The sequence below is a fragment of the Maribacter polysaccharolyticus genome, from assembly GCF_028882255.1.
In the GTDB taxonomy this organism is placed as follows: domain Bacteria; phylum Bacteroidota; class Bacteroidia; order Flavobacteriales; family Flavobacteriaceae; genus Maribacter_A; species Maribacter_A polysaccharolyticus.
The window spans coordinates 292320-317343 of record NZ_JARBUY010000003.1 but is presented as its reverse complement, the minus strand read 5'-3'; the positions used below and the strand labels follow the sequence as shown (position 1 = coordinate 317343).

At 42.8% G+C, this 25024-nt stretch carries 18 protein-coding genes; 11 read left to right on the top strand and 7 right to left on the bottom strand.

Translation table 11 applies throughout. The features are described 5' to 3' along the window. Positions 1 to 69: 69 nt before the first annotated feature. Positions 70 to 519, bottom strand: coding sequence for a nucleoside deaminase (locus tag PHU20_RS10975; protein ID WP_274825417.1), 450 nt, complete (start codon positions 517 to 519; stop codon positions 70 to 72). 75 nt (positions 520 to 594) lie between these two features. On the opposite strand from PHU20_RS10975, the gene PHU20_RS10970 reads away from it, so the two are divergent. Together PHU20_RS10970 and PHU20_RS10965 are read left to right on the top strand one after the other, a co-directional pair. Further along, complete coding sequence (locus PHU20_RS10970) at positions 595 to 2367, top strand: 1-deoxy-D-xylulose-5-phosphate synthase (protein ID WP_274825416.1); 1773 nt, start codon at positions 595 to 597, stop codon at positions 2365 to 2367. Then, the gene (locus PHU20_RS10965; protein WP_274825415.1) at positions 2357 to 3484 is read left to right on the top strand and encodes a DUF3078 domain-containing protein; all 1128 of its coding nucleotides are present in this window, start codon (positions 2357 to 2359) and stop codon (positions 3482 to 3484) included. Before PHU20_RS10970 ends, PHU20_RS10965 begins: the two co-directional genes overlap by 11 nt. Here PHU20_RS10965 and dgt read toward each other — a convergent pair. Next, complete coding sequence (dgt, locus tag PHU20_RS10960) at positions 3481 to 4824, bottom strand: dGTP triphosphohydrolase (protein WP_274825414.1); 1344 nt, start codon at positions 4822 to 4824, stop codon at positions 3481 to 3483. The genes PHU20_RS10965 and dgt overlap by 4 nt on opposite strands. Before the next feature lie 201 nt (positions 4825 to 5025). Between dgt and PHU20_RS10955 the strand changes: the two genes are divergently transcribed. From PHU20_RS10955 to PHU20_RS10945, 3 genes are all read left to right on the top strand, one after another. Then, positions 5026 to 7896 (top strand): TonB-dependent receptor, encoded by a 2871-nt coding sequence (locus tag PHU20_RS10955; protein ID WP_274825413.1) that lies wholly within the window; start codon positions 5026 to 5028, stop codon positions 7894 to 7896. Positions 7897 to 7942: 46 nt separating this feature from the next. After that, positions 7943 to 10888: a beta strand repeat-containing protein gene (locus tag PHU20_RS20100; protein WP_338040889.1), complete on the top strand. Its 2946-nt coding sequence runs from the start codon at positions 7943 to 7945 to the stop codon at positions 10886 to 10888. Positions 10889 to 11052: 164 nt separating this feature from the next. Then, positions 11053 to 11433 (top strand): carboxypeptidase-like regulatory domain-containing protein, encoded by a 381-nt coding sequence (locus PHU20_RS10945; RefSeq protein WP_274825412.1) that lies wholly within the window; start codon positions 11053 to 11055, stop codon positions 11431 to 11433. Between the two features lie 75 nt (positions 11434 to 11508). Here PHU20_RS10945 and PHU20_RS10940 read toward each other — a convergent pair whose 3' ends face one another. Further along, on the bottom strand, positions 11509 to 11862 hold the full coding sequence (locus tag PHU20_RS10940) for a toxin-antitoxin system YwqK family antitoxin (protein WP_274825411.1): 354 nt from the start codon (positions 11860 to 11862) through the stop codon (positions 11509 to 11511). A gap of 273 nt (positions 11863 to 12135) precedes the next feature. Here PHU20_RS10940 and PHU20_RS10935 point away from each other — a divergent pair, with 273 nt between their 5' ends. Both PHU20_RS10935 and PHU20_RS10930 read left to right on the top strand, forming a co-directional pair. Beyond that, positions 12136 to 13338 (top strand): porin, encoded by a 1203-nt coding sequence (locus PHU20_RS10935; protein ID WP_274825410.1) that lies wholly within the window; start codon positions 12136 to 12138, stop codon positions 13336 to 13338. Positions 13339 to 13550: 212 nt separating this feature from the next. Then, positions 13551 to 15818, top strand: coding sequence for an inorganic phosphate transporter (locus tag PHU20_RS10930; protein ID WP_274825409.1), 2268 nt, complete (start codon positions 13551 to 13553; stop codon positions 15816 to 15818). A gap of 34 nt (positions 15819 to 15852) precedes the next feature. Here the strand turns inward: PHU20_RS10930 and PHU20_RS10925 are convergent, their stop codons facing one another. Continuing rightward, positions 15853 to 17619, bottom strand: a complete 1767-nt coding sequence (locus PHU20_RS10925) for a Na/Pi cotransporter family protein (protein WP_274825408.1) — start codon at positions 17617 to 17619, stop codon at positions 15853 to 15855. Positions 17620 to 18001: 382 nt separating this feature from the next. Here PHU20_RS10925 and PHU20_RS10920 point away from each other — a divergent pair, with 382 nt between their 5' ends. The 3 genes from PHU20_RS10920 (at position 18002) to PHU20_RS10910 (ending at position 21907) form a co-directional block, all read left to right on the top strand. After that, positions 18002 to 20299 carry an inorganic phosphate transporter gene (locus PHU20_RS10920; RefSeq protein ID WP_274825407.1) on the top strand — a complete coding sequence of 766 codons (2298 nt, stop codon included), beginning with the start codon at positions 18002 to 18004 and terminating at the stop codon, positions 20297 to 20299. Positions 20300 to 20442: 143 nt separating this feature from the next. Beyond that, positions 20443 to 21165: a DUF6503 family protein gene (locus PHU20_RS10915; protein WP_274825406.1), complete on the top strand. Its 723-nt coding sequence runs from the start codon at positions 20443 to 20445 to the stop codon at positions 21163 to 21165. 229 nt (positions 21166 to 21394) lie between these two features. Further along, positions 21395 to 21907, top strand: a complete 513-nt coding sequence (locus PHU20_RS10910; protein WP_274825405.1) for a PepSY-like domain-containing protein — start codon at positions 21395 to 21397, stop codon at positions 21905 to 21907. Between the two features lie 52 nt (positions 21908 to 21959). On the opposite strand, the gene nadD is transcribed toward PHU20_RS10910, so the two are convergent. The 3 genes from nadD to PHU20_RS10895 are packed head-to-tail and all read right to left on the bottom strand — an operon-like array spanning position 21960 to position 23997. Continuing rightward, the gene (nadD, locus tag PHU20_RS10905; protein ID WP_274825404.1) at positions 21960 to 22544 is read right to left on the bottom strand and encodes a nicotinate (nicotinamide) nucleotide adenylyltransferase; all 585 of its coding nucleotides are present in this window, start codon (positions 22542 to 22544) and stop codon (positions 21960 to 21962) included. A gap of 2 nt (positions 22545 to 22546) precedes the next feature. After that, positions 22547 to 23140, bottom strand: coding sequence for a guanylate kinase (gene gmk, locus PHU20_RS10900; protein ID WP_274825403.1), 594 nt, complete (start codon positions 23138 to 23140; stop codon positions 22547 to 22549). Next, on the bottom strand, positions 23140 to 23997 hold the full coding sequence (locus PHU20_RS10895; RefSeq protein ID WP_274825402.1) for a YicC/YloC family endoribonuclease: 858 nt from the start codon (positions 23995 to 23997) through the stop codon (positions 23140 to 23142). Before PHU20_RS10895 ends, gmk begins: the two co-directional genes overlap by 1 nt. A 534-nt stretch (positions 23998 to 24531) precedes the next feature. On the opposite strand from PHU20_RS10895, the gene PHU20_RS10890 reads away from it, so the two are divergent. Beyond that, positions 24532 to 25011: an ASCH domain-containing protein gene (locus PHU20_RS10890; RefSeq protein WP_274825401.1), complete on the top strand. Its 480-nt coding sequence runs from the start codon at positions 24532 to 24534 to the stop codon at positions 25009 to 25011. The last annotated feature ends 13 nt before the right edge of the window (positions 25012 to 25024 follow it).

The following is a 25024-nucleotide window of genomic DNA, read 5'->3' as shown; positions in this document are numbered from 1 at the left end:
AATATTCTATTATTGATGGTATTGAAAAACCCTGGCCCAACGTCAGGGTTTTTTGTTTTCACCTACCGATCAATTCAAGTTCCTTCGCTCTATAAAAAACCGTTTCAATAAATAAGAGGCCTCTTTTTCCAAAACACCCCCCAAAACAGTCGTTTTTGGGTGCAACTTCGTTCCTAAGGCCTTATAACCCCTTTGCGCATCCGTAGCCGCATAAACGATTTTCGATATTTGGCTCCAATACAAGGCCCCCGCACACATTTGACAAGGCTCCAAGGTTACATACATGGTGCAATTTTGAAGGTATTTTCCCCCTAGGAAATTCGCAGCAGCCGTAATGGCCTGCATTTCCGCATGGGCCGTGACATCATTGAGTTGTTCCGTCAAATTGTGGGCCCTGGCAATTATCCGATCATTGACAACAATCACGGCGCCAATGGGGACTTCCCCCTTATCAAACGCCAGTTCCGCTTCTTGCAAAGCCTTTTTCATGTAATAAGTATCGTCAAAAGGTATATCCATAATGCCAAAAATACACTTTTGGCCCTATAGAATATAATTGTTACATACGATTTTCCCTTACATTTGCCATCTATCATGGTACTATTGGACAAAATACAATTCCCCGAAGATCTTCGCTTGTTGCAAAAAGACGATCTGCCCCGACTCGCACAGGAGTTAAGGGATTTTATCATCGATATCGTTTCGGTCAAAGAAGGACATTTGGGGGCCAGTTTGGGAGTGGTCGAACTAACTATCGCCCTGCATTATATCTTCAACACCCCTAAAGATAAATTGGTATGGGATGTTGGACACCAAGCCTACGGACACAAAATCCTGACCGGTCGTAAAGATATATTCCATACCAATCGACAATTGGGGGGAATCAGTGGTTTTCCCAACAGGCTCGAAAGCCAATTCGACGATTTTGGCACGGGACATAGTTCAACGGCTATATCCGCAACTTTAGGAATGGCCATCGCAGCCCGGTTGCAAGGGGACATAAAGCGAAACCATATCGCCGTGGTCGGTGATGCCTCGATCGCCAGTGGAATGGCTTTCGAAGGTTTGAACCATGCCGGGGTTACCCAGGCCAATATTTTAGTCGTACTCAATGATAACACCATCGGTATTGACCCCAGTGTAGGGGCCTTGAAAAAATATTTGACCAATGTCAAAAAAGGAACCGCCAAGGATGAGAATATTTTCGAATGTCTCAATTTTGATTATTCCGGACCTATTGATGGACATGACCTCAACCTTTTATTGACAGAACTTGAACGCCTAAAAAATGTACAAGGCCCGAAACTACTCCATGTGATCACCACAAAGGGGAAGGGTCTGAAAAAAGCGGAAGAAAATCAGGTCACCTACCATGCCCCCGGAAAATTCGACAAACATACCGGGGAACTCCAAAAAAGATCGGAGTCCGATTTTCCACTTAAATACCAGGATGTTTTTGGCCTTACCCTAGTGGAACTTGCCAAGGAAAATAAGGATATCGTAGGTATAACCCCAGCCATGCCTACAGGAAGTTCACTGAAGTTCCTAATGGACGAAATTCCCGAAAGGGCATTCGATGTAGGTATTGCGGAACAGCATGCGGTGACCTTGGCCGCAGGAATGGCCAGCCAAGGGCTTATACCGTTTTGCAATATTTATTCCACGTTCTTACAAAGGGCCTATGATCAAATCATACACGATGTTGCCTTACAAAACCTACCGGTAATCTTTTGCTTGGACAGGGCCGGAATCGTTGGTCAGGACGGTGCCACCCACCATGGGGTTTTTGATATGGCCTATTTGAGCTGCATACCCAATTTAATTATTTTTGCCCCCATGAATGAGCGCGAATTGAGGAATATCATGTATACGGCACAATTGGGCCTAGGGCAACCCATAGCGATACGATATCCCAGGGGCCGTGGTATTATGAAAGAGTGGCGCTCCCCTTTTGAAAAAATTGCCATTGGGTCCGCTGAAGAAGTTAAAAAAGGCACGATAATTGCGGTGCTTTCGATCGGCCCAATTGGGAATTTGGTAAAGGAGGTCCTATCCGAATTACCGGATCCCGAACGAATCGGTCATTATAATATGCGTTTTATCAAGCCCTTGGACACAAAGCAGTTACATTATATCTTTGCGCGATATACCCATTTGGTTACCATTGAGGATGGTTGTAAAATAGGGGGATTCGGTAGCTCCATTGTTAGTTTTGCCAATGAAAACGGCTATAGGACCCACATCGACACCTTGGGAATAGACGACCAATTCATTGGTCACGGTTCCGTGGAGCAGCTTCATAAACTCGTAGGGATAGATGGCGCATCGATCAAACAACATATTAACAAAATCCTGAATGAGCAGTAAGATTATTATGAGGAGATTATTTTCAGCACTTTTACTATTTATTTGTTTTTATCCCGTTTTCAGCCAAGATTCCATCCCGACCACCAGCCCTATAGATTCTGTTGCCATTGATTCAATCACGATAGACACGGTGGTAATCCGTAGGACACTGATTCAAATAAAAAATGTGCCCAGGAGTGTAAACCTGACCAACCCCGTCATCAGTTTTAAGAAAACCAAGACATTGAAAAACAAACCGAACCGCTTTAGGGTGCCTTCTTTCTGGACCAAGAAAAACAGTTTTACGTTGAATTTCAGCGAAGTCGCATTCGTCAATTGGAATGCCGGGGGAAATAACTCGGTATCGGGAGTCGGCAACCTTAGTTTTGAACGAAATTACAAATTCAGGTACATCCAGTGGGACAATTACCTTACCCTTAAGTATGGTCTTAATGCCCAAGAACAGCAAAAATTAAGAAAAACGGATGACGCCCTTAAATTGGGTTCTACGTTTGGGTATCGCCGGGATACCATTACCAATTGGTACTATTCCGTTAAGGCTACTTTCAATACCCAGTTCTCGAACGGTTACAAATATCCGGACCGTGAAAATCCCATTTCAAGGTTCATGTCGCCGGGATACACCTATTTAGGGGCAGGTACCTCTTATATTACGGAAAATCAAAAATTCAACCTTTACATTTCACCTTTAACCCAAAAGGCAACCTTTGTTCTTGACCAAGATCTGGCCGACAGTGGTTCTTTCGGGGTTAAGGAGGCCGAATATGATGATGATGGTAATGTAATTACCCCAGGGGAAAACACCTATATCGAATTGGGTTTTATGGTCACCAACAAATGGGAAACGAATATTGTTAAAAATGTTGGCTTGACCAATGACCTGACTTTATATTCCGATTACCTCTCTAGCTTCGGTAATATTGATGTTGATTGGGAAATGACCCTTAAACTCCAAGTGAACAAATCAATTATCACGACTATTGGTACGCATATCATTTATGATGATGACATCCTTTTTGACCAAATAACGGACGATGACGGCAATATAACCTATAACGGAAGACCTAAGATACAGTTTAAGCAATCCTTAGGAGTCGGTATTACCTATGCGTTTTAAAGCTGTTTCCCCATGACCTTGTTATGCAGATGTACCGCGGCACTATCGGATAGGCTAGCGACATAGCAGCAGGTATCCAACAAAATTTTATAAATGGTTTTATTGGTTTGTTGGTAAAATCCGGGCAGCATTTTCACCACAAGTCGATCATAATTCGAAGCGCTGCCTTTGTGGATCCTGACCAAGGCCGTGGAATAAACATCCAATAAATCGGAAATGATCTTATACCCGGCTATTTCCTTTTCGAGCACTTCCTGGGATCGGTAGATCTTATTGACACTTAAATCAATAATATCGTTGATCTGGGCCGTATACTTACTTTTATCTAAAAGAGCTACATTAAAAGTACCTTCCAAAATAGCCGCTTCATTGTTTACGAATACTTCAATGGCATCACCGATCAATGTACTAATGGCCAATGCCCGTAAGTAACTCAACCGGTCTTCCTGATAGGCCAGTTGATTGTACTTTTTGGTATTTATCCGGTCTTTGACCAAATTGATCAGGTACTCCAAAGCATAATCCTCGGAAATCAACCCTAGATTGATCCCATCCTCAAAATCGATAATGGTATAACAGATATCATCAGCCGCTTCTACCAAATAGGTCAATGGGTGCCTTGAAAACGAAATATCATTGCCATGGCGCGTCTGCTTCAGACCAAGTTCTTCTGCAATGGCCAAGAAAGTTTCTTTCTCCGATTGGAAAAAACCGAATTTCTTATCGGCAATGTGTTTCGTTGGCTTTTTGGGCAATGACTCCTTGGGATATTTCATAAAGGCACCCAAGGTAGCATAGCCCAAACGCAAACCACCGTCTACGCCCTCCCTGGATTCCGTCAATAACTTAAAACCATTGGCATTCCCTTCAAAATCGATGATATCCTGATATTCTTTTTCCGTTAGGACCTCTTTGTATCGTGTTCCCTTTCCGGTTTTGAAATATTCCCCAATGGCTTTTTCCCCACTGTGTCCAAAAGGAGGGTTGCCGATATCATGTGCCAAGGCGGCAGCGGCTACGATGGCCCCGAAATCGTTGAACCGGTATCCATGCATGTCCTTTAAATGGGGATGCTTCTCCAAAATCTTTTGACCTGCGGCCCTGCCCAGACTACGGCCTACCACCGATACCTCAAGACTATGGGTAAGTCGGGTATGTACAAAATCGGTTTTGGAAAGGGGTATGACCTGGGTCTTGTCCTGCAAGCTTCGAAATGCCGATGAGAAAATGATCCGATCATAATCGACCTCAAAGCCCAAACGGGTCTCATCCTGTTCTTTGCGTAATCTTTTACTGACATCACCATGCCGGCGTAAAGAGAGTAATCGTTCCCAATTCATTTTATAGCGATAAATACCGGCAAGATACGCTTTTTTAAAAGCTCCCCATATAGCAAGCCCTACATTCGGATGCTTAACCTTTAGTTAACCTGTTAACTTTTTTATAACCCTTACATATTCAATTTTTAACATGAGGGTAACCCCGCTTTTACATGCCGTCAGTTTATTTGCAGCGGTATTTAATTATAGAGAATTTCAAACATGAGAAGAATTATTTTAAGTTTATTATTATTGACCTCAACGTACCTAAGTGCGCAAGAAACAGGTAGTATTGCCGGTACGCTTACCGACACGGAAATGGACAATGAGCCACTTCCTTTTGCGAACGTCATCATCAAAGGAACGACTAAGGGAACGACTACCGATTTCGACGGACTGTATGAAATCGCAAATTTGGACCCCGGCACCTACACCGTGATTTTCAGCTTTTTGGGATATGAAACCGTGGAAATCCCCAACGTAACCGTTGAAGCCGGAAAGGTATCGACCATAAATGTACCAATGGCAACCACAGGCGTGGCCTTGGAAGGGGTTACCGTAACTACAGTAGCCAGGAAGGATTCGGAAACGGCCCTATTGATCGATCAAAAGAAAGCTATTGAGATCAAAGAAAGTATCGGTGCTGTAGAACTCGGTAAAATCGGTGTTTCGGATGTAGCAACAGCAACGACCAAAATTTCCGGGGTATCCAGTAGTGAAGCTTCCGGGGATGTTTTTGTACGTGGTTTAGGGGACCGTTATCTATCTACAACCTTGAATGGCCTTACCGTGCCTTCCGATGATGTCGAAAAGAAAAATATTGACTTGTCCCTTTTCCCTACCAGGGTGATTCGAAATGTGAGTATCAGTAAGACCTATGCCGTACAGGGCTCAGCCGACCAATCTTCCGGGGCAGTGAACATCAGTGGCAGGGAACTCGTAGGCGCATCGGAATTAGGTGCCAGCTATGCTGCAGGGATCAATACGAATGTGGCCAAAAGCGGAGTCTATGATAATTTTAAGATTTCCCCCAACCAAAGCGACGTAACCTTCGGTTTTTACAACTCGAATAAAACGGTCCAAGAACAGATTACACAACAAGGTTGGAACACCAGAACCCAGGATAACCCTATCGATTATTCATTCTCGATCATAGCAGGAAAAAGAATAAAAGATAAACTAGCCGTCTTTTTTACGGCCTCACATTCAAAATCGTATGGATATCAAAAGGGACTTTTTCGACAATATCGATCTAACTTCATAGATGATACCATCACCGATGCCACCACATATCGCAATAAGATCGTTAATACGGCCCTCTTGGATATGACTTTTTTCGCCAATGATAGGAACAGGATCAAATCGAGTACTTTCTTCGTCAACAAAATAGATGAATCGGTTTTTGAAGGCGGCCGAAACGGTGAAGCCACTATTTTTGAGGAGACGAATCCTTCCGAGGGTCTTTTCCAATTCATCAGGGACCAAAACACCAAACAAACCCGCTTGTTGGTTACCCAACTTATGGGTACCCATGAAATTGGGGATAAGCACACCATCAAATGGGCCGGTGGTTTTAACCTGCTCAATGCCGACGAGCCCAATAGGATCAGGAATGAAGTCAACTGGGATCCCAATGGGGTTGAACCCGATTTTGATGTACAACTTGGTAGAACAGGTGGTTTTCAACAAAGAAAATCGAGCCAGCTTATTGAGGATACCGAATACACCGGATACCTAAAGGATGTCATCGATATTATCAAGGAAGAAGATAACGACAAGGCCTTTAAAGTAGAATTGGGGGTATCTTACCGAAACAAGGAACGGGACTTCAGTTCAGAGTTTGTCGGTGTTGAAGAATCCTCTACCAATGCGATAAATCCTACGTCAATAGACAAAATCGGTAATATTTTCCAGCAATCTTACTTCGATGCCGGGATATTGGAATATAATTTTTTGGGATCGAATGCCAATGACGAACGCAAGGATCTTTATTCCGGAAAGTTGGAGTCCATGGCCGGATTTGTGGATTTTAACCTAAGCCTTGATCAATGGAACTTTGATGCCGGACTACGCTATCAAAAGGATGAAATTTTCGTCAATTGGGATATCGGAAACCTTTACCCAAGAGAGGGGGAAAGTACCCAAGACTACAACAACCTCTACCCTAGTATGAACATCAGATATTCCCTTAATGAACTACATGCCTTGCGACTTGCCGTGAGTAGGACCTTGACATTGCCCGAATTCAAAGAAATCGCCCCATTCGAATATGTTTCGCCAACAGGGCAGATAACCCGTGGTAATAGTGAGGTTACGGCTTCAAGGAACCTGAATTACGACCTTAAATGGGAATATTTCCCATCGCCAACCCAGTTGGTTTCCGTAGCGGCCTTTTACAAAGATATCTCCGACCCCATCAACAAGGTAAGGGATAGGGGCTCTGCAGGTGTTTTCTCATACTTCAATTCCGCGGAAAAAGCTGAAGTATTCGGTTTTGAGGCCGAAACGAGAATCGACTTGATCAAACCGACCATCAATGAAGAGGAAGGTACGCCCAGTGGCCATAATCTTAATATGGTATTGAATGCGACCCGTATGTGGCACTCCCAGGATTTAAAGGAAATTTATAATGAGAATGGTGAATTAACAAGGACTTTTAGGTACAAAGGGATTGAAAAAACCGATTTACAAGGAGCGTCCGATTGGATCTTCAATACGAGCCTAAATTTCAACACCGTAGGTGAAAATCAGTTTTCCGCTTCGCTTAATGCCAATTATGCCTCGGACAAGATCTATGCATTGGGCGTACCGACGGATCAAACCAATAGGGATATTTTTTATGATGATGCGATCATAGAAAAAGGGTTTGTAGTACTGAATGCCGTAGTGAGTAAAATGATTGCCAAAAAATGGAAAATAACCTTAGTGGGTAAAAACCTCTTAAATCCGGAAATAAAACAAACTCAGAGCATATTGACGAATGTGTCGGAAGTAGCTTCAGATTCCTCAGCCGAAAGGATCGAGGAAGACAAAACAGTAAGTTCTTATACCACCGGGGCTGGGTTAAGTCTAGGTCTTAGTTATAGATTTTAAGAAATAAAACAACAATAAATATCTAATAAACCTTAAACTCAATTGTATGAAAATCAAATCTTTAACAATAGCAATGGGTCTATTGGCCATTACTTCCTTGTTTCTTGCAAGTTGTAGTAGTGACGATGGCGGCCCCGATACGGAAGAAGCCACCTGTACCGACGGTATCATGAACGGGGATGAGACCGGTATCGACTGCGGAGGATCCTGTTCTCCATGTGAGGACACCAACCTTACAGGTTCATTATCCGAAGACAGAACTTTGGATGCAAGCAAAACCTACACACTTACTACAACGTTCAGTATTGAATCAGGCGCAACCTTAACCATCCCTGCAGGGACTAAAATAGTTGCCGATGTTGAAAGCGGTGATGAAACAAGTACGTATATCGTAGTTCAAAAAGGAGCTAAAATCGATATCCAAGGTACTTCTTCCAATCCAGTGGAAATGACCTCTGCGAATGAAGAACCAGGGGATTGGGGCGGTTTGGTCATTGCAGGTAGTGCAACCACTACCGAAGGTACCGATGCCATTGCCGAAGTCGGGTCAATTGTTTATGGAGGATCTGACGACACGGACGATTCCGGATCCATTAGCTATTTGATCATCCGTTACGCCGGTGCACAGATCAATTCCGAATCACAATACAACGGTCTTTCGCTTTACGCCGTAGGTTCCGGAACCTCCATAGATAATGTTGCCATTATCGACGGTCAGGATGATGGTGTTGAATTCTTCGGCGGAACCGTTAACGCTTCCAATTTCTACTTGGAAAACAACGAAGACGATGCCGTCGATTGGACAGAGGGTTGGAGTGGTACGTTGACCAACACTTATGTCGTCCATACGATTGAGGGCTTCTCTACGGCTGTCGAAGCTGATGGTGAAAACGGAAATCCAACATTGGCAAACTTTACCGCTGTTTCAACAACCGGAGGTACTGCATTGCAATTCAAAAAGACCTCAGGTGCCACGATCACCGGACTTTCTTTAGCCGGTTATGATACTACCGTGGATATGAAAGATGACGGTCCTTTGGCCAATGTACAGATCGACGGTAACGATGCCGATCCCGAATTGAGTTATATCGCCACCGCTACTGTTGATATTGATTCCTTTGCTTGGGTAAATTCCACTACTACTGCAGAAACTTCAGTTTTAACAGGTTCTTTGACCAGTGAACTTACGTTGGACGCTGAAATAAAATACTTCCTAGACAGCACCTTTAGTGTTGAAGATGGTGGAAAATTGATTATTCCCGCCGGTACGGAAATAGTTGCCGATGTCGAGAGTGGCGATGAAACCAGCACCTATATCGTTGTTCAAAAAGGTGGGGAAATCGATGTTCAAGGAACAGCTACCAATCCCGTTATAATGACTTCAGCCAACGAGACTCCTGGAGACTGGGGTGGTTTGGTTATCGCCGGTAATGCAACGACAACAGAAGGTACCGATGCAACCGCAGAAGTAGGTCAGATCCTCTATGGCGGCAGTGATGACGCCGATAGCTCAGGTTCCATTAGCTATTTGATCATCCGTTACGCCGGTGCGCAGATCAACTCCGAATCCCAATACAACGGACTTTCACTTTACGCCGTTGGATCCGGAACTACTATAGATAACGTTGCCATACTCGATGGGCAGGATGATGGTGTTGAGTTTTTCGGCGGAACGGTTTCCCCTTCCAATTTCTACTTGGAAAACAATGAGGATGACGCTGTCGATTGGACCGAAGGCTGGAGTGGAACCCTCACCAACACCTATGTTGTACATACGATTGAAGGTTTCTCTACTGCCGTTGAAGCAGATGGGGATAATGGCAACCCAACTTTGGCCAATTTCACTGCAGCTTCCACTACGGGAGGTATTGCTTTACAGTTCAAGAAAACCTCTGGTGCTACGATTACCGGACTTTCTTTAACCGGTTATGACACTTCTGTCGATATGAAAGATTCCGGTCCTTTGGCCAATGTTCAGATCGATGGTGCCGATGCCGATCCAAGCTTACCATATATCGCAACACCTACCGTTGATATTGAAACTTTCGCTTGGGTAAATTCAGAAACTGAGATTGAAACAAGTGTTTTGTCCGGTAGTATTACAGCTGATTTGACCCTGAATGCGGACACTACCTATTATCTTGACCAAACATTGAGTGTAGCGTCCGGAGCAACATTAACCATTCCTGCCGGAACAACCATAATAGCCGATGTAGAGAGTGGCGATGAAACGAGTACGTACATCGTTGTTCAAAAAGGTGCTATGATCGATATTCAGGGTACTGAAGCAAATCCGGTTGTGATGACCTCTTCCAATGAAAGTGCCGGTGATTGGGGTGGTTTGGTAATCGCAGGTAATGCGACCACCACTGAAGGTACCGATGCCACTGCGGAGGTCGGACAGATTTCTTATGGAGGAACTGATGATACCGATAGCTCTGGTTCCATTAGCTATTTGATCATCCGCTACGCCGGTGCCCAGATCAATTCGGAGTCCCAATACAACGGTCTTTCGCTTTACGCCGTAGGTTCCGGAACCACCATAGATAATGTTGCCATAATCGATGGTCAGGATGATGGTGTTGAGTTTTTCGGCGGAACCGTTTCCCCTTCCAATTTCTACTTGGAAAACAATGAGGATGACGCTGTCGATTGGACCGAGGGTTGGAGCGGTACCCTGACCAACACTTACGTTGTCCATACCATAGTGGGATTCTCAACAGCCGTAGAAGCTGACGGAGTGAATGGAAATCCAACCTTGGCCAACTTCACAGCGGTATCGACTGAAGATGGTATTGCTTTACAATTTAAAAAGACTTCAGGAGCCACGATAACCAATCTTTATCTTGATGGTTATGCAACTTTGGTCGATATGAAGGATTCCGGTCCTTTGGCCAATGTACAGATCGATGGTGCCGATGCAACCGTTGAAGGCCCGTATAACACGGGAACACCGGTAGATGTTACTCTGTTTGATTGGGCTACTAACTAAGCCTCAATTAAATACCACTGAAAGCCTTGACCATGTTGTCGAGGCTTTCTTTTTTATAATCAGTTCCCTAAAAGCCAATCCTTAACTTAAAGGGTCTTATAAATAACCATGACATAACATTCAATTAACCTTGCATCATTTCTTTTGCAATGAAAATTTTACCCATGAAGAAATTGACTCTCGTATTTGCATTTTTTATTGTCGTTGGAGCCTTCGCCCAAGAAAAAGGATCTATTACCGGTAAAATAATGGACTTGGAAATGGAAAACGAACCCATGCTCCTAGCGAACGTGCGGCTTAAAGGGGATTCAAAAGTGACCCAAACCAATTTTCATGGTAATTTTGAATTCCAAGACGTCCTTGTAGGCGAACATATTTTGGTCGTCAGTTATGCCGGTTACGAAGAATTGGAGATTCCCGTACGGGTAGAAAAAGGCAAAGTTGTCAAAATTACCGGCGGGTTGGTCCAAAAAAGTATATTCTTAGCGGATGTCGCCTTAAACAAAAAGGAGCAAAAATCATTTACAAACAGCCCAGGGATATAGTAATATCCGAAAGGTTCCATATAAAAAAACATCCCGCCAAAAGCGGGATGTTTTTTTATATGGCTAAAATTATCCTTAGTTCTTGACCAGGCCATCGGTTTTGACCCCATCGACGCTGGCAATTTCATTATTGCTGTATCTCACTTCCTTAGTTTCATTACCGGCCCAAAAGGTCCATTTCCCTACTTTACGGCCGTTTACATATCGACCTTCGGAAATCTTCTCCCCTTCTTTATTAAAACTCGTCCATTCCCCATGTAATTTTCCGTCAAGATTAAAAGTTCCCACCTGACTTACAATTCCATTATCATGGAAATAAGTAGCTTCGATCAATTCGGTTTCTTCATTTAAACCAAGTTTATTTTCTTGCTGCCCATAGCTAAATGACATTGCAAATACGACAGTTAGGAGTACTATGATGTTTTTCATGGTATATTTCTTTTGATCTTGTATCAACAAATATACATATATTTTACCTTTTCTTTACGTTTTCTTTACATTAAAAAACGTCATTATCCCGTTTTTTAGCAAACCATTTACCCTTTTAACGCCCCTTATTGCGGTCAATATAAGGCAAAAGAGCATTCCAGATCGCCGAAATAGTGCCAAGGGCATATATTTCCGCTTCAATCCATGGTTTAACATTAAGAAAACATTATCTTAACACCGCGAAAATTCAGACTAACAAAAGCCCCCAACTCAATGACACTCAAAAAGTTAACTTTACTGGTTTTGTTTTCGGGAATGTTTTTTTCCCATGCACAGGAGACCAATGCCCCTAAATTTGGGCAGGGGCTCTTTAATTTGATGGGGCAAGACAGTACCTGGAGCATGAAAATTGCCGCACGTATGCAATTTCTTTCCGTCAGTACATGGGAAGAAAGTGCGGATGGGGGTTGGGTAAACCCAGAACAGAATTTTTTGGTCCGTAGGGCACGTCTTAAATTTGATGGTTTCGCTTATACCCCAAAACTCAGATACAAACTGGAATTAGGTTTGTCCAATAGGGACCTTTCCGGAGCTTCCGATTTCACCAGCAATGCCCCAAGATATATTTTGGACGCCGTGGTCATGTGGAACTTCCATGAAAATTTTGAACTATGGGTGGGCCAAACCAAATTACCGGGAAATATAGAACGTGTCATCTCATCAGGAAACCTGCAACAAGTAAATCGTTCATTACTCAATAGCAGGTTTACATTGGACCGTGATCAAGGTATACAGTTAAGGCATCATTTCAACCTGTTCAATAATTTTTTGATACGTGAGAAATTTGCCATTTCCCAAGGAGAAGGCAGGAACATCACCAGTGGAAATTTAGGGGGGCACCAATATACGGCCAGATTGGAATTCTTGCCGTTTGGGAAATTCACAAGTAACGGTGAGTACAGCGGTAGTGACCTCAAACGCGAAGTAAAACCCAAGTTGATGCTTGCGATAAATTACGATACCAATCAAAACGCCGTAAAGACCCGAGGTAATCAAGGATCCTACATGGCCAATGATATCGGCTACTACGAAACCAACATCAATACGTTCTTTTTTGATGGGATGTTCAAATACAACGGTTTTTCATTCATGTGGGAATATGCCCATAGGGATGCCAATGATCCCATTGCCAAGAATTCGGATGGCACGGAAACAGGTGATGTGGTATGGATAGGGAACGGCCTGAATCTTCAATCGGGTTATCTTTTGCCTAAGGACTGGGAAATTTCCGGACGATATACCCACATCGACCTCGATGACATTACAGGACGAAATAACGAAACCCAATATACCCTTGGGCTCTCAAAATTCATTGTGGGCCATAAACTGAAGGTGCAAACCGATTTCAGCTATCTTTCAGTGGATGGCGGTAATGACGAGTTGATGTACCGGTTGCAATTGGATGTCCATTTTTGATGGATGGAAGTTGTTATAGATGCAAAGATAACAGTGGCCCTCGCCTATTGATGGTCCCAAGTACGGTTTTTCCTGTATCCCCTTTTTTATAGGGCCATTGGAATATTTTAATCATATTACAATATTTTTATTTAACATATTCATAACCTTTTAGTAACTTTAGACAGTACGGCAAAAACTATGTTTACGCCTTTATTTTCAACGATCGAATTATGGATAATATTTACTTTTTAATGATCATTGCCTTGGCTATTTTGGCCATCGCGGATCTTGTGGTAGGGGTTAGTAATGACGCCGTGAATTTTTTGAACTCCGCCCTAGGTTCCAAGGCCATTTCCTTTAGGACCATCATGATCGTTGCCAGTTTGGGGATTGCATGTGGTGCCGTATTCTCAAGTGGATTGATGGAAGTTGCCAGAAAGGGCATTTTTGTTCCCGGTGAATTCATGTTCAGCGAGATCATGATCATCTTCACCGCGGTGATGATCACCGATATCCTCTTACTCGACTTTTTCAATACCTTGGGCATGCCCACTTCAACCACGGTTTCCATCGTATTCGAATTATTGGGGGCTGCGGTCGCAATGGCCCTGATAAAAATAGGTATAGCAGGGGGTTCGTTCGTTGAGGTCGTACAATACATCAATACCACAAAGGCTACAGAGATCATACTGGGAATACTACTATCCGTGGTGGTTGCCTTCTCGGTAGGGGCTACGGTCCAATACGTCTCCAGACTATTGCTTTCCTTTAATTTTGAAAAGAAATCGAAATGGGCGGGATCCGTATTCGGTGGATTTGCCTTAACGGCAATTACTTATTTTATATTCATTAAAGGCCTGAAAGGAACGGAATATTATTCCGAAATAGCTCCTATAATAGAAGGTAAGACCGTACTAATCCTGGCACTTAGTTTTATCATATGGACTTTATTATCCTATTGTGTCGTTGCCCTATTCAAAAAGAACATCTATAAACTGATCATTACCGTAGGAACCTTTGCATTGGCCTTGGCGTTCGCGGGGAACGACCTTGTTAATTTCATCGGGGTTCCCATTGCTGCTTATCAATCCTATGAAGCATGGACCGCTGCGGGGGTGCCAGCCACCGAGTTCGCTATGGGGGTTTTGGGCAGTAAAGTCCCTACTCCAACAATATTCCTGCTGGTTGCCGGTTTGGTCATGGTCTTGACATTGTGGTTTTCAAAAAAGGCACGGTATGTTACCCAAACCGAAATCAACTTATCCAGGGAAGGGGAAGCAAAGGAACGGTTTGAACCCAATATGTTATCCAGAACACTAGTACGATTTTCGATGTTGGCTGTGAAATACACGGCCACCGTACTGCCCAATTCGGTTCAAGCGAAGATTGAAAAACAATTCCAAAAACCCGTGATCAAGCTTGCCAAAGGGGAAAAACACGAACTACCGGCATTCGATATGGTACGGGCAGCAGTGAACTTAATGGTGGCCAGTGTGCTTATATCGATAGCCACTTCCATGAAATTACCGTTATCCACTACCTATGTGACCTTTATGGTGGCTATGGGTTCCTCATTGGCCGATAGGGCATGGGGCAGCGAGAGTGCCGTTTACAGGGTCGCAGGGGTATTGAACGTCATTGGAGGCTGGTTCTTTACCGCCCTATCCGCGTTTGTCGCAGCCGGCACCGTGGCCTATTTAATACATTTAGGAGGCAGTACCATGATCGCGGTATTGTTGCTATTGGCCGTTTTGTTATTGGCAAGGAATTATATCAGCCATGCCAAGAAATCGCGTGTTGTAAAAGCCGAGGATAGCCTAAGTAAAGCGGAAAGCCAGTCGATACATGGGGTTATAGAAGAAAGTGCGGACAATATTTCAAAAGCGCTTAAACGGGTCAGTAAAATAAACCAAATCACCATTAACGGTTTGATCGATCAAGATCTCGATGCGCTAAAAAAAGCAAAAAAGACCGTTGTCAAACTTGAAAATGAAATCGATGAATTGCAGAACGACATTTTCTATTTTATCAAGGACCTTGACGATTCTTATTTGGGCGCCAGTAAATTCTATATCGATGTTATCGGCAGCATACAGGATGTCGCCCAGTCCTCTAGCCTAATCGCAAAAGTGAGCCATAAACACGTACACAACAACCATAAGGCCCTAAAGAAAAAACAAGGGGAGGAATTATTGTATATCAATGATAAACTGGTGCACCTATGCAATGAGATCGGAAAAATATTCAACGCCCGTTCTTTTGATGATATAGAACCCACCATCATTCAAGAGAAAAAGGAATTATTGGCCTATGTTAAGGACTCCATACAAAAACAAGTAGAACGAACCCGGTATGAGGAATCGAGTCCTAAGAACACTACGCTTTACTTTAAGATCCTATTGGAGACCAAAGACCTTATCAAAGCGACCATGAACATTCTCAACCTCTACTATGAGGAGCATAACATCACCAAAACCGATAATGAACCCATAGATTAAAACTAAAAAGAGGCACTTAAAAAAGTGCCTCTTTTTAGTTTCCTTCGACCAGCAAGGAATCCGTTTCCCCATATAACAACTCCGCTACTTCGATCAATTTTTTAACGATATCATTTACATGGTCGTTGTCATTGACCAAAGAAGAGGCCATATCAACGGTAATCATATCGTTCCGAATCAATTTATCTATCGATTTTGTACTTTGATGCTTCCCTTTTCTAGCCTCCTCCTTAAGCACGATTAATTTCGAATAATGCTTTTCCCGATCCATTTCGGTCCTAAACAAAAAAATGACCCGTAAAACCTTGATTATTTTCTTCCTGAACCTATCATATTCCTTACTCATGTGCTCATTATCGGAATTTAGATAATAAGCAACATTTCGACCCAATTCACGTACACCCTCGATGATCTCCACCATTTTCCGACTTGCGATCCGTATCTCGGATAAACGGGTATTCTGCATTTTGGTCATTTTCAATTCACTCTGGGCTGTTGTGGCATACCTGATGATTTCCCCATAAATGGTCTTTACCTTACTTGAATACAACTCCCTTACATCGACCCCAAAATCCTTCTTGGATTGCTTAACGACCTCCTTTACCGCAATGCTCGATATGATATCTTCCCGACGAATATTAAGGCCATGGGCAACAATTTCAAATACCGCATTTTCATATAGATATTTTGCCTCTTTCATGAGTGATAAGATGACCCCGGAAGGAAATTGCAAGACCGCTTTGTTCAAGAATTTGGGTTCGTCGATATCCTTACCAACCCTTTCTTTAATAAAGACCTTTAAAAAGCCTTCTAGTCTCTTTATGAAGGGAATCATGATCAAAACTCCCAAAACATTGAAAATGGTATGGAAAAGTGCCAATTTCAAAGTATAATCCGTAGCTGCGATTCCCATTACCCCCGACAATACATTCACTAAGGAGGCCAAGGGATAAATAAACACCAAGGCCACCAAACCGGTCACGACATTGAAAATAAAATGTGCCCCGGCCAATCGTCTACCCGCGACATTGGATCCCAACGATCCCAATACGGCCGTAATGGTCGTGCCCACATTTGCCCCAATGCCCAAGGCCAATGCGTTCTCATATTCGATCTGGCCAGCAGCCAAAGCAGTTAGTATAAGGGCTAAGGTGGCACTGCTGGATTGAAGGATGGTGGTGACCACTATCCCCAACCCTGTGTACACTATAACGCCCCAAAAACCGGGTATCGCAAATTGCGTCAAGTCGATATAGCTCTTAAAAACATCGAAACCCTCTTTCATGTAATGGATCCCTAGAAAGAAGAATCCCAGTCCTGCCAGCACTTGACCGATGCCCTTTAAAGTTGCTTTTTTTTGAAACGACAATACGACCCCGAATACCAACATGGGCATCGCCAATCCCGAAATTTCGACATTCAACCCCGAAATAGCAACCAGCCAAGCCGTTGCCGTAGTCCCTATATTGGCACCGAAAACCAATCCGATACCGCCCGAAAGCCCGATCAACCCCGCACTGATGAACGATATCGTAATAACCGAAACCAAGGAACTGGATTGGATCAAGGCCGTTACCAAAGCGCCCACCCCGATACTTTTATATAGCGAATGGGTAGCTTTTTTCAATAGATTCTGTAATGGCCCCTTGGTAAAAACCCTAAAGCCCTCTTCCAACATGATCATTCCGAACAACAAGATGGCCACCCCGGCCCCAATGGTCTTCAAATTGGAATTGACCAATAGCAGAACGGCCAATACCACCAGAAAGAGATAAAATATCAAGTTTTTAAACAGCCCCATGCCCGTTTCATTTTTACATTTTAAAAAACCAAGGAATTCGATCTTTGGTCAAAAAGAAATCCCACGATGCTTCAATTTCCCGAAGTCAATGGAAAATCCAAATAAAATCAGCGAATTTTAAACGCCTATATTACCCTATTGTAAATATAACGTTAATTCCATTTTATCCCTTCGATTGTCATAAAATGTTAAAATATGTTAAAAATCACCATTCTATCGACGATCTATTTCAATATCCATCAAAAAAACAACCCCCCCAAACAAATAAATGGGAAATCGTCAAAAACATTAAAATACCGAACCGACTGTAATTCATAACATTATGATCACATTCCCTATCAATATTTAAAGTAGGTTTGCATGTTTTTCAGAATACGTATTTATGGATAATATTTACCTTCTAATGATCATTGCATTGGCTTTCTTGGCCATTGCCGATTTAGTGGTGGGAGTCAGTAATGACGCAGTTAATTTTTTGAATTCCGCAATAGGTTCCAAAGCCATTTCGTTTAGGACCATAATGGTGGTCGCCAGCATCGGTATTGCCTTGGGCGCGATATTCTCAAGCGGAATGATGGAGGTGGCCAGAAAGGGTATTTTCAACCCTAGTGAATTCATGTTCGATGAAATCATGTTCATTTTCATGGCCGTGATGATCACCGATATTCTTTTATTGGATTTCTTCAATACCATGGGAATGCCCACCTCTACGACCGTTTCGATCGTATTTGAACTTTTGGGGGCCGCTGTTGCCATGTCCATGATCAAAATATGGACTGCTGGGGGCGATTTCTCAACGGTCCTGGATTACATAAACACCTCAAAGGCCTTGGAAATCATTCTTGGAATACTCCTATCCGTTGTTGTGGCATTTTCCATCGGGGCCATAGTGCAATGGGTTACCCGCCTTTTATTGTCGTACGATTTTGAGAAAAAAGCCAAATGGGTAGGTGCCCTCTTTGGGGGTATAGCCCTTTCTGCCATTACCTATTTCATTTTAATGAAGGGGATCAAAGGAACTTCATATGCCGATCAGTCCTTTGATTTGATCGGAGGCATGACCATTAGTCATTTTTTGGAACAAAAGGTTTGGTTTCTGATGGGTATCAATTTACTGTTGTGGTCGGTTTTGTCCTATTTTTTAATGACGGCAATCAAAGTCAATATTTACAAACTGATCATTGGCGTAGGCACTTTTGCCCTGGCCTTGGCCTTTGCAGGAAATGATTTGGTGAATTTCATCGGAGTCCCGATTGCTGCATTCCAATCCTATGAAGCCTGGATGGCATCCGGCACGGCTGCCACCGATTTCAGTATGTCGGTACTTGCTACCAAGGTACCTACCCCGACCTTATTGCTTTTCATTTCAGGAATGGTCATGGTCGCTACCTTGTGGTTTTCGAAAAAAGCACGCCATGTGGCCGATACGGAAATAAACCTATCTAGGGAAGGCGAGTCCAATGAACGTTTTCAGCCCAATGTCCTTTCACGGGGTATTGTACGATTGACCATGTTAATATCACAGGTAACATTGCTTGCCCCTAAATCGTTACGAAAAAAAGTAGATGCCCGATTTCGAAAACCCACCTTACACCTTTCCAAGGAAAAAGCGCGCGAATTACCTGCTTTTGACATGGTTCGTGCAGCCGTGAACTTAATGGTAGCCGGTATTTTGATTTCCATAGCCACCTCGTACAAACTTCCTTTATCTACCACCTATGTTACCTTCATGGTCGCCATGGGCACATCTTTGGCCGATAGGGCCTGGGGACCGGAAATTGCCGTATATAGGGTTGCTGGGGTATTGAATGTTATCGGGGGTTGGTTCGGTACGGCGATTATTGCTTTTGTCGCCTCCGGAGCCATTTTGACCATTTTGAATTATGGAAAAAGTACCGCATTGGCCGTTTTATTATTTGCCGCCATTCTATTACTGTTGAAAAGTTACATTTCCTATCAGAAAAAAACAAAGGAAATCCGTGCTGAAGATAGTTTGAGAAAAGCCGAGAGTAGCTCTATACAAGGGGTTATCGAAGAAAGTGCCCACAATATTGCCAATGTAATCAAACGTACCAATAGAATCTATACCAACGCTATCAATGGCTTGGCCCGCCAAGATCTTGATTTATTGAAAAAGAATAAAAAACAGGTCGCTAAGTTAGCGAAAGAAATTGATGACCTTCGGGATAATCTTTTCTTCTTTATTAAAAACCTAGACGACACCAGTGTAAGGGCCAGTAACTTTTATATTGCCATTTTAGGCAATTTAACCGATATTACCCAATCGCTCGACTATATTGCCAAGATTTGCCATAAGCATGTACATAACAACCATAGCAAACTGAAATACAACCAAATCAAGGAATTGAAACAAATTGACAAGGAATTGGAAACGTTGTTGAACAATACAAAAGAAGCCTTTGATACCCAATCCTTTGAGAAGATAGGCCTCCTTCTCGAAAACAAACAATATCTCTTTGAGATGGTTGCCGATAAAACCCAAAAACAGGTTGCCAGAACCCGAACCGAGGAATCGAGTCCTAAAAATACCACCTTATATTTTTCCCTGCTTTTGGAAACCAAAGACCTTATGAAGAGTACCATAAACCTTATGGAATCCTATTATCATGAGCACGATAGCCGGGTAAAACCTGCCAGACTTGAAGAAAGTACTTTCTGACTCCAAGTAAAAAGCCTAAATTAGGATCGAATTACAATGGGTTGGAAGAACGGTTTCTGACAAATCAACAGGAAATCCTTTTCCCAAGACTCCTTGGAATCGGTTATTTTATCCCTTTTTACTAACGTCCAAATACCAAAGTTATGAAAAGTCCATTCCTCACAATTTTTATGATGGTCGGTATCTTGCCCTTGTTAAGCCAAGAGCCATCGCCTACGCAATTATTGGATAAGGCCATTGCTTACCACGATCCCAACCAACTTTGGGACGTGTTTGAAGGAAAACTTTTCATCACTTTGGCATATGCCGATGGGAAGGAACGACAAAGCGAAATAGAAATCGATCAGCCCAACGAATACTTTAAGTCCACGAGCTTTAAAGACGATACGGTCCTTGAATATATCGTGAAAAAAAAGGATTGCACGCTTAAGTTGAATGGGGAAACTTCAATATCCGATGCGGATGCCCAAACCTACCGATTGACCTGCGACCAAGCGCTTAAGATGAAGGACTATTACACCTATCTCTATGGGTTGCCAATGAAATTAAGGGACCCAGGTACCATTTTGGACCCCATTGTGCAGACTAAAACCTTTAAAGGCAAGGAATACCTTGTATTGAAAGTAACTTATGAGGAAAGTGTGGGTAGCGATACTTGGTATTTTTATTTTGACCCCATCACCTTCGCCATGGAAGTTTATCAATTTTATCACGATGAATCCAAAAACGATGGTGAATATATCGTATTGGAAGATCTGGAAAATGTAGCCAGTATAAAGATGCCCAAAAGAAGGACTTGGTACACCAATAGTGATGACAAATTATTGGGAACGGATATACTTACAAAAGCCGAAGCCCTTCCATAGCTGCCTTTTACAGTGTTTATTGTCAATTTTCGGTGCATTCGAACCGATTTATCTTACCTGACCTTTTACGTGTAGCCAACACCAAAAGACCATTACCCTTTCCACTCCAAAACCAAACCCACTCTAAATGAATGACTTGGGTCATTGTGAAAGGGGGATTACACCTATACTTTTAGATTCTGGATAGGAACATCCAGTCCATTAATCTATAATCTTAAAATCTTGAATCATGAAAAAATTTATTATTGGTTTATTTGTTCTAGGGCTGGCCAGCCCATTATTTGCCCAACAGCCCATACCGAAAGTTGAACAATTATCGGAAGTCGTGGTAACGGCCGTAAATTATAAATACCTTAATGCCATTGACTCCAAGGAAGTTGCGATTCCGGTCCAAATGCTTGAGCGAAAAGCCGCAGCGTACAATGTAGAGGATTCCGATTTTTATCAGGATGATTTTGACATTTACTATGTATCCTTCTTTATTCCCGAGGGAAAAATAGTTGCCGCCTATAACCCTGAAGGCGAAATAATCAGGACCATTGAAAGATTTGAGGATATTAAACTTCCGTCTGCGGTCAGGAATGCCATTGCCGAAAGATTCCCTCAATGGGAAGTATCGAACGATGTGTATAAAGTAACCTATAACCAAAGAAGTGGTGCTACAAAAAGCTATAAGGTAAAACTTAAAAATGGGGACAAGACAATGCGCGTCAAAGTAGATGACAACGGGAATTTCCTATAAAACCCGGTTGGTAAAAAAAGGCCCTCTTTAAAAAGGGGGCTTTTTTAATTTTCTAACGATAAAAATTCATTTCATCCATATAGCGCCATACTTCATGGGGCAATAACGGTTTTATGTTCTTCCCCTCCTTATGGTTACTCCGAATAAAAGTCGATGAAATTTCCATGATGGGTGCAGCCACACGCTTTATACGTGGATGTTCTTTAAACTGATGGTCCACAACGCCTTGGGAAACCCTGGGATACACATAAATGGAATAATTTTCCAAAATGACCCCATAATTTTTCCATTTATGGAAACTTTTGAGGTTATCCTCCCCCATAATCAAGGAAAAATCGTGGCCCTTGCCATATTGCTCGCCCAAATACGCCAAGGTATTTACGGTATAATTCGGTTGTGGAAGATCGAATTCGATCTTACTGGGTTTTAGTTTGGGGTACTCTTTCGTCGCCTCGTAAACCATTTGGTATCTATGGTGGTTGTCGAGCAATGTTTTCTTTACCTTGAACGGACTCATTGGGGTAATGACAAACCAGACCTCATCCAAATCGGAGAACTCCACCATGTGGTTGGCAATAACCAAATGGCCAATATGTATTGGGTTGAACGTACCGAAGAACAGTCCGATCCTTTTCATTCTCAATCTTCCTTTGACCCTACTGAAACACCCACGAAATCGGCAACCAATTGATGTGCCTCCTTCAAGGCGGTATCCAGATCGTAATTCTTGATGATCTTGTCGAATTGTGGTGCTGTCGCCAATTCTACCGAGGCCTTGGCAATACGCATATTGATTTTATTATCGCTTTCGGTACTACGCTTTTTCAATCGTATCTTAAGTTCATCGACACTCGGGGGTTTAACGAACACGGCCAACGTTTCTTCGGGATATTTATTCTTGATCCGCAGTCCACCCACAACATCGATATCGAAGATGACGTTCTTTCCTTGGGCCCAAAGGCGTTCGACCTCCGTTTTTAAGGTGCCATAGAAATTGTCCCGATACACCTCTTCCCATTCAAGAAAATCTTCATTTTTTATGTGTTTCTTGAATTCGGATACGGTCATAAAATAATAGTGTTCCCCGTTTACCTCCTTACCCCTTCTTGGTCTTGACGTTGCCGAAACCGAAAATGCGAGATTCAATTCAGGTTGGTTTAACAGATACCTTACGATAGTGGTTTTTCCGCTTCCCGATGGTGCGGAAAATATTATTAATTTGCCTCCTTCCATTATAAAACATTAAGCATTTGCTCCTTTATTTTTTCGAGTTCATCCTTCATTTGCACGACCAGTTTTTGCAAAGGTGCAAAATTGGCTTTTGAACCAATGGTGTTGATCTCCCGTCCTATCTCCTGACTGATGAACCCCAACTTTTTGCCATTGCTATCGGATGATTTTATGGTCTTGGAAAAATAATCCAAGTGATTGGCCAACCGTACCTTTTCCTCGGTAATATCATACTTTTCCAAATAGTAGATCAGCTCTTGTTCAAAGCGGTTTTCATCGACTTCCGTCTTTAAGTCCGAAACCGCTTTCTCCAAACGTCCCCGGATCGTTGCCTGTCTTTCGGGGTCTATGGCCTTTACCTGCTCGAGCAGCGCTTCGAGATTTTTTATCCGTTGTAAAAAATCGATTTCCAACACCGAACCTTCTTCCGACCTAAAATTATTTATCTCGACCAAAGCTTCCTTCAGTGCCGACTGTATCACCTTATACTCCTCTTCATCGATGTCTTCCCTTTCGGTCTTCATCGCATCCGGCAATCGCAACGCCATTTCCAACAACTTAAGGTCTTCCCCATCGGCAATCGACTTTAATTGCCTCATATATTGCCGTACGACCCCCTCATTTACCTGGGCGGAAGTCTCATCTCCCGTATACTCGACATACAACCCAAAATCCACCTTACCACGGACCAACGATTTTGCGATTACTTTACGTAATTCCAATTCTTTAGCCCTATAAGCAGATGGCATCCTAGCATTTAAATCAAGGCTCTTGCTGTTGAGCGATTTCAATTCAACAGTTACCTTTTTCGCGGGGAGCTGTATGGTATGCTTCCCAAATCCCGTCATGGATTGAATCATGGAGTGTTTTTTATTTCCTGCAAAGGTAAGCAATTGTACGTTGTAAAAAGCGGCAGTATGCTTCAAACCCGCTTCACCACCCCAATATTCAAGCTGTGTTCGAAAAGGGCTTAAACGCCTTTAAAAGGATGTATACCATGCCATCATGGGCAGACCCTTCCATAAGAAGCCCACCTCCCCAATTGGGATAAGTAGTTGAGGTGGGCATGAAACCTTTTCAACCACTATGGATCGTATGGCCAATATCAAAGAATAAACCCTATATTTATTACGTTGAAAAACGGCGGTCGTATCTAAGGAATCCAGTCCAAAAAAGCCCAATACAAGGGAATGCGGTTTCACATTTAAGGCACCTATTTTATTGTAGATGGCTATTGGATTTGAGACGGGTCTTGACAAAAACCGGTTTGTTTTACACCGGATACGAAATTTACAGCATTGGGGGACGGTGCCGTACTAAATCTATCGCTTTTACGTTTTATAATAAATTCGGATTTTTCAATACTGTGAAGGAATTAAACTAGCATTACAAACATGGATAACGCATCAGCCCGTAATATGTGGGGCGATTATTTAGACAAACATATTGAAGATGCATTCGCCGAGGCTCCTAAGACCGTTCATTTTTGCGATAACGAAAAGGATGCCAACGAATGCGTAAAATTGATCAAAAATGGAATTAAAATGGCTACGTCCCATTCGCTTTTGGGTTTGCAATCCCGCAAAGAGCCTTTACCAAAGATCGGTGATTTTACCGTAGTGACCGATTGGGACGGAAAGGCACAATGTATTATCAGGACCACTGCCGTGCAGCTGAAACCCTTTTTCAGTATTGAAGAGGAATATGCACAACTGGAAGGGGAAGGTGACAAAAGCCTCGCCTATTGGAAAAAAGTACACTGGGAATACTACACCCGGGAGCTGGCCCCATTAGGCAAGGTACCGCATAACAGTATGATCGTAGTATGCGAAACGTTTGAAAAGGTGTTCGATAACAATTCATACAATGGATAGCATTTTGGGTAGG

Excerpts from the sequence above, each read along its gene's own strand:
- PHU20_RS10975 (WP_274825417.1), bottom strand. The coding sequence starts at position 519 with ATGGATATACCTTTTGACGATACTTATTACATGAAAAAGGCTTTGCAA.
- PHU20_RS10970 (WP_274825416.1), top strand. The coding sequence starts at position 595 with ATGGTACTATTGGACAAAATACAATTCCCCGAAGATCTTCGCTTGTTG.
- PHU20_RS10965 (WP_274825415.1), top strand. The coding sequence starts at position 2,357 with ATGAGCAGTAAGATTATTATGAGGAGATTATTTTCAGCACTTTTACTA.
- dgt (WP_274825414.1), bottom strand. The coding sequence starts at position 4,824 with ATGAATTGGGAACGATTACTCTCTTTACGCCGGCATGGTGATGTCAGT.
- PHU20_RS10955 (WP_274825413.1), top strand. The coding sequence starts at position 5,026 with ATGAGAAGAATTATTTTAAGTTTATTATTATTGACCTCAACGTACCTA.
- PHU20_RS20100 (WP_338040889.1), top strand. The coding sequence starts at position 7,943 with ATGAAAATCAAATCTTTAACAATAGCAATGGGTCTATTGGCCATTACT.
- PHU20_RS10945 (WP_274825412.1), top strand. The coding sequence starts at position 11,053 with ATGAAGAAATTGACTCTCGTATTTGCATTTTTTATTGTCGTTGGAGCC.
- PHU20_RS10940 (WP_274825411.1), bottom strand. The coding sequence starts at position 11,862 with ATGAAAAACATCATAGTACTCCTAACTGTCGTATTTGCAATGTCATTT.
- PHU20_RS10935 (WP_274825410.1), top strand. The coding sequence starts at position 12,136 with ATGACACTCAAAAAGTTAACTTTACTGGTTTTGTTTTCGGGAATGTTT.
- PHU20_RS10930 (WP_274825409.1), top strand. The coding sequence starts at position 13,551 with ATGGATAATATTTACTTTTTAATGATCATTGCCTTGGCTATTTTGGCC.
- PHU20_RS10925 (WP_274825408.1), bottom strand. The coding sequence starts at position 17,619 with ATGGGGCTGTTTAAAAACTTGATATTTTATCTCTTTCTGGTGGTATTG.
- PHU20_RS10920 (WP_274825407.1), top strand. The coding sequence starts at position 18,002 with ATGGATAATATTTACCTTCTAATGATCATTGCATTGGCTTTCTTGGCC.
- PHU20_RS10915 (WP_274825406.1), top strand. The coding sequence starts at position 20,443 with ATGAAAAGTCCATTCCTCACAATTTTTATGATGGTCGGTATCTTGCCC.
- PHU20_RS10910 (WP_274825405.1), top strand. The coding sequence starts at position 21,395 with ATGAAAAAATTTATTATTGGTTTATTTGTTCTAGGGCTGGCCAGCCCA.
- nadD (WP_274825404.1), bottom strand. The coding sequence starts at position 22,544 with ATGAAAAGGATCGGACTGTTCTTCGGTACGTTCAACCCAATACATATT.
- gmk (WP_274825403.1), bottom strand. The coding sequence starts at position 23,140 with ATGGAAGGAGGCAAATTAATAATATTTTCCGCACCATCGGGAAGCGGA.
- PHU20_RS10895 (WP_274825402.1), bottom strand. The coding sequence starts at position 23,997 with ATGATTCAATCCATGACGGGATTTGGGAAGCATACCATACAGCTCCCC.
- PHU20_RS10890 (WP_274825401.1), top strand. The coding sequence starts at position 24,532 with ATGGATAACGCATCAGCCCGTAATATGTGGGGCGATTATTTAGACAAA.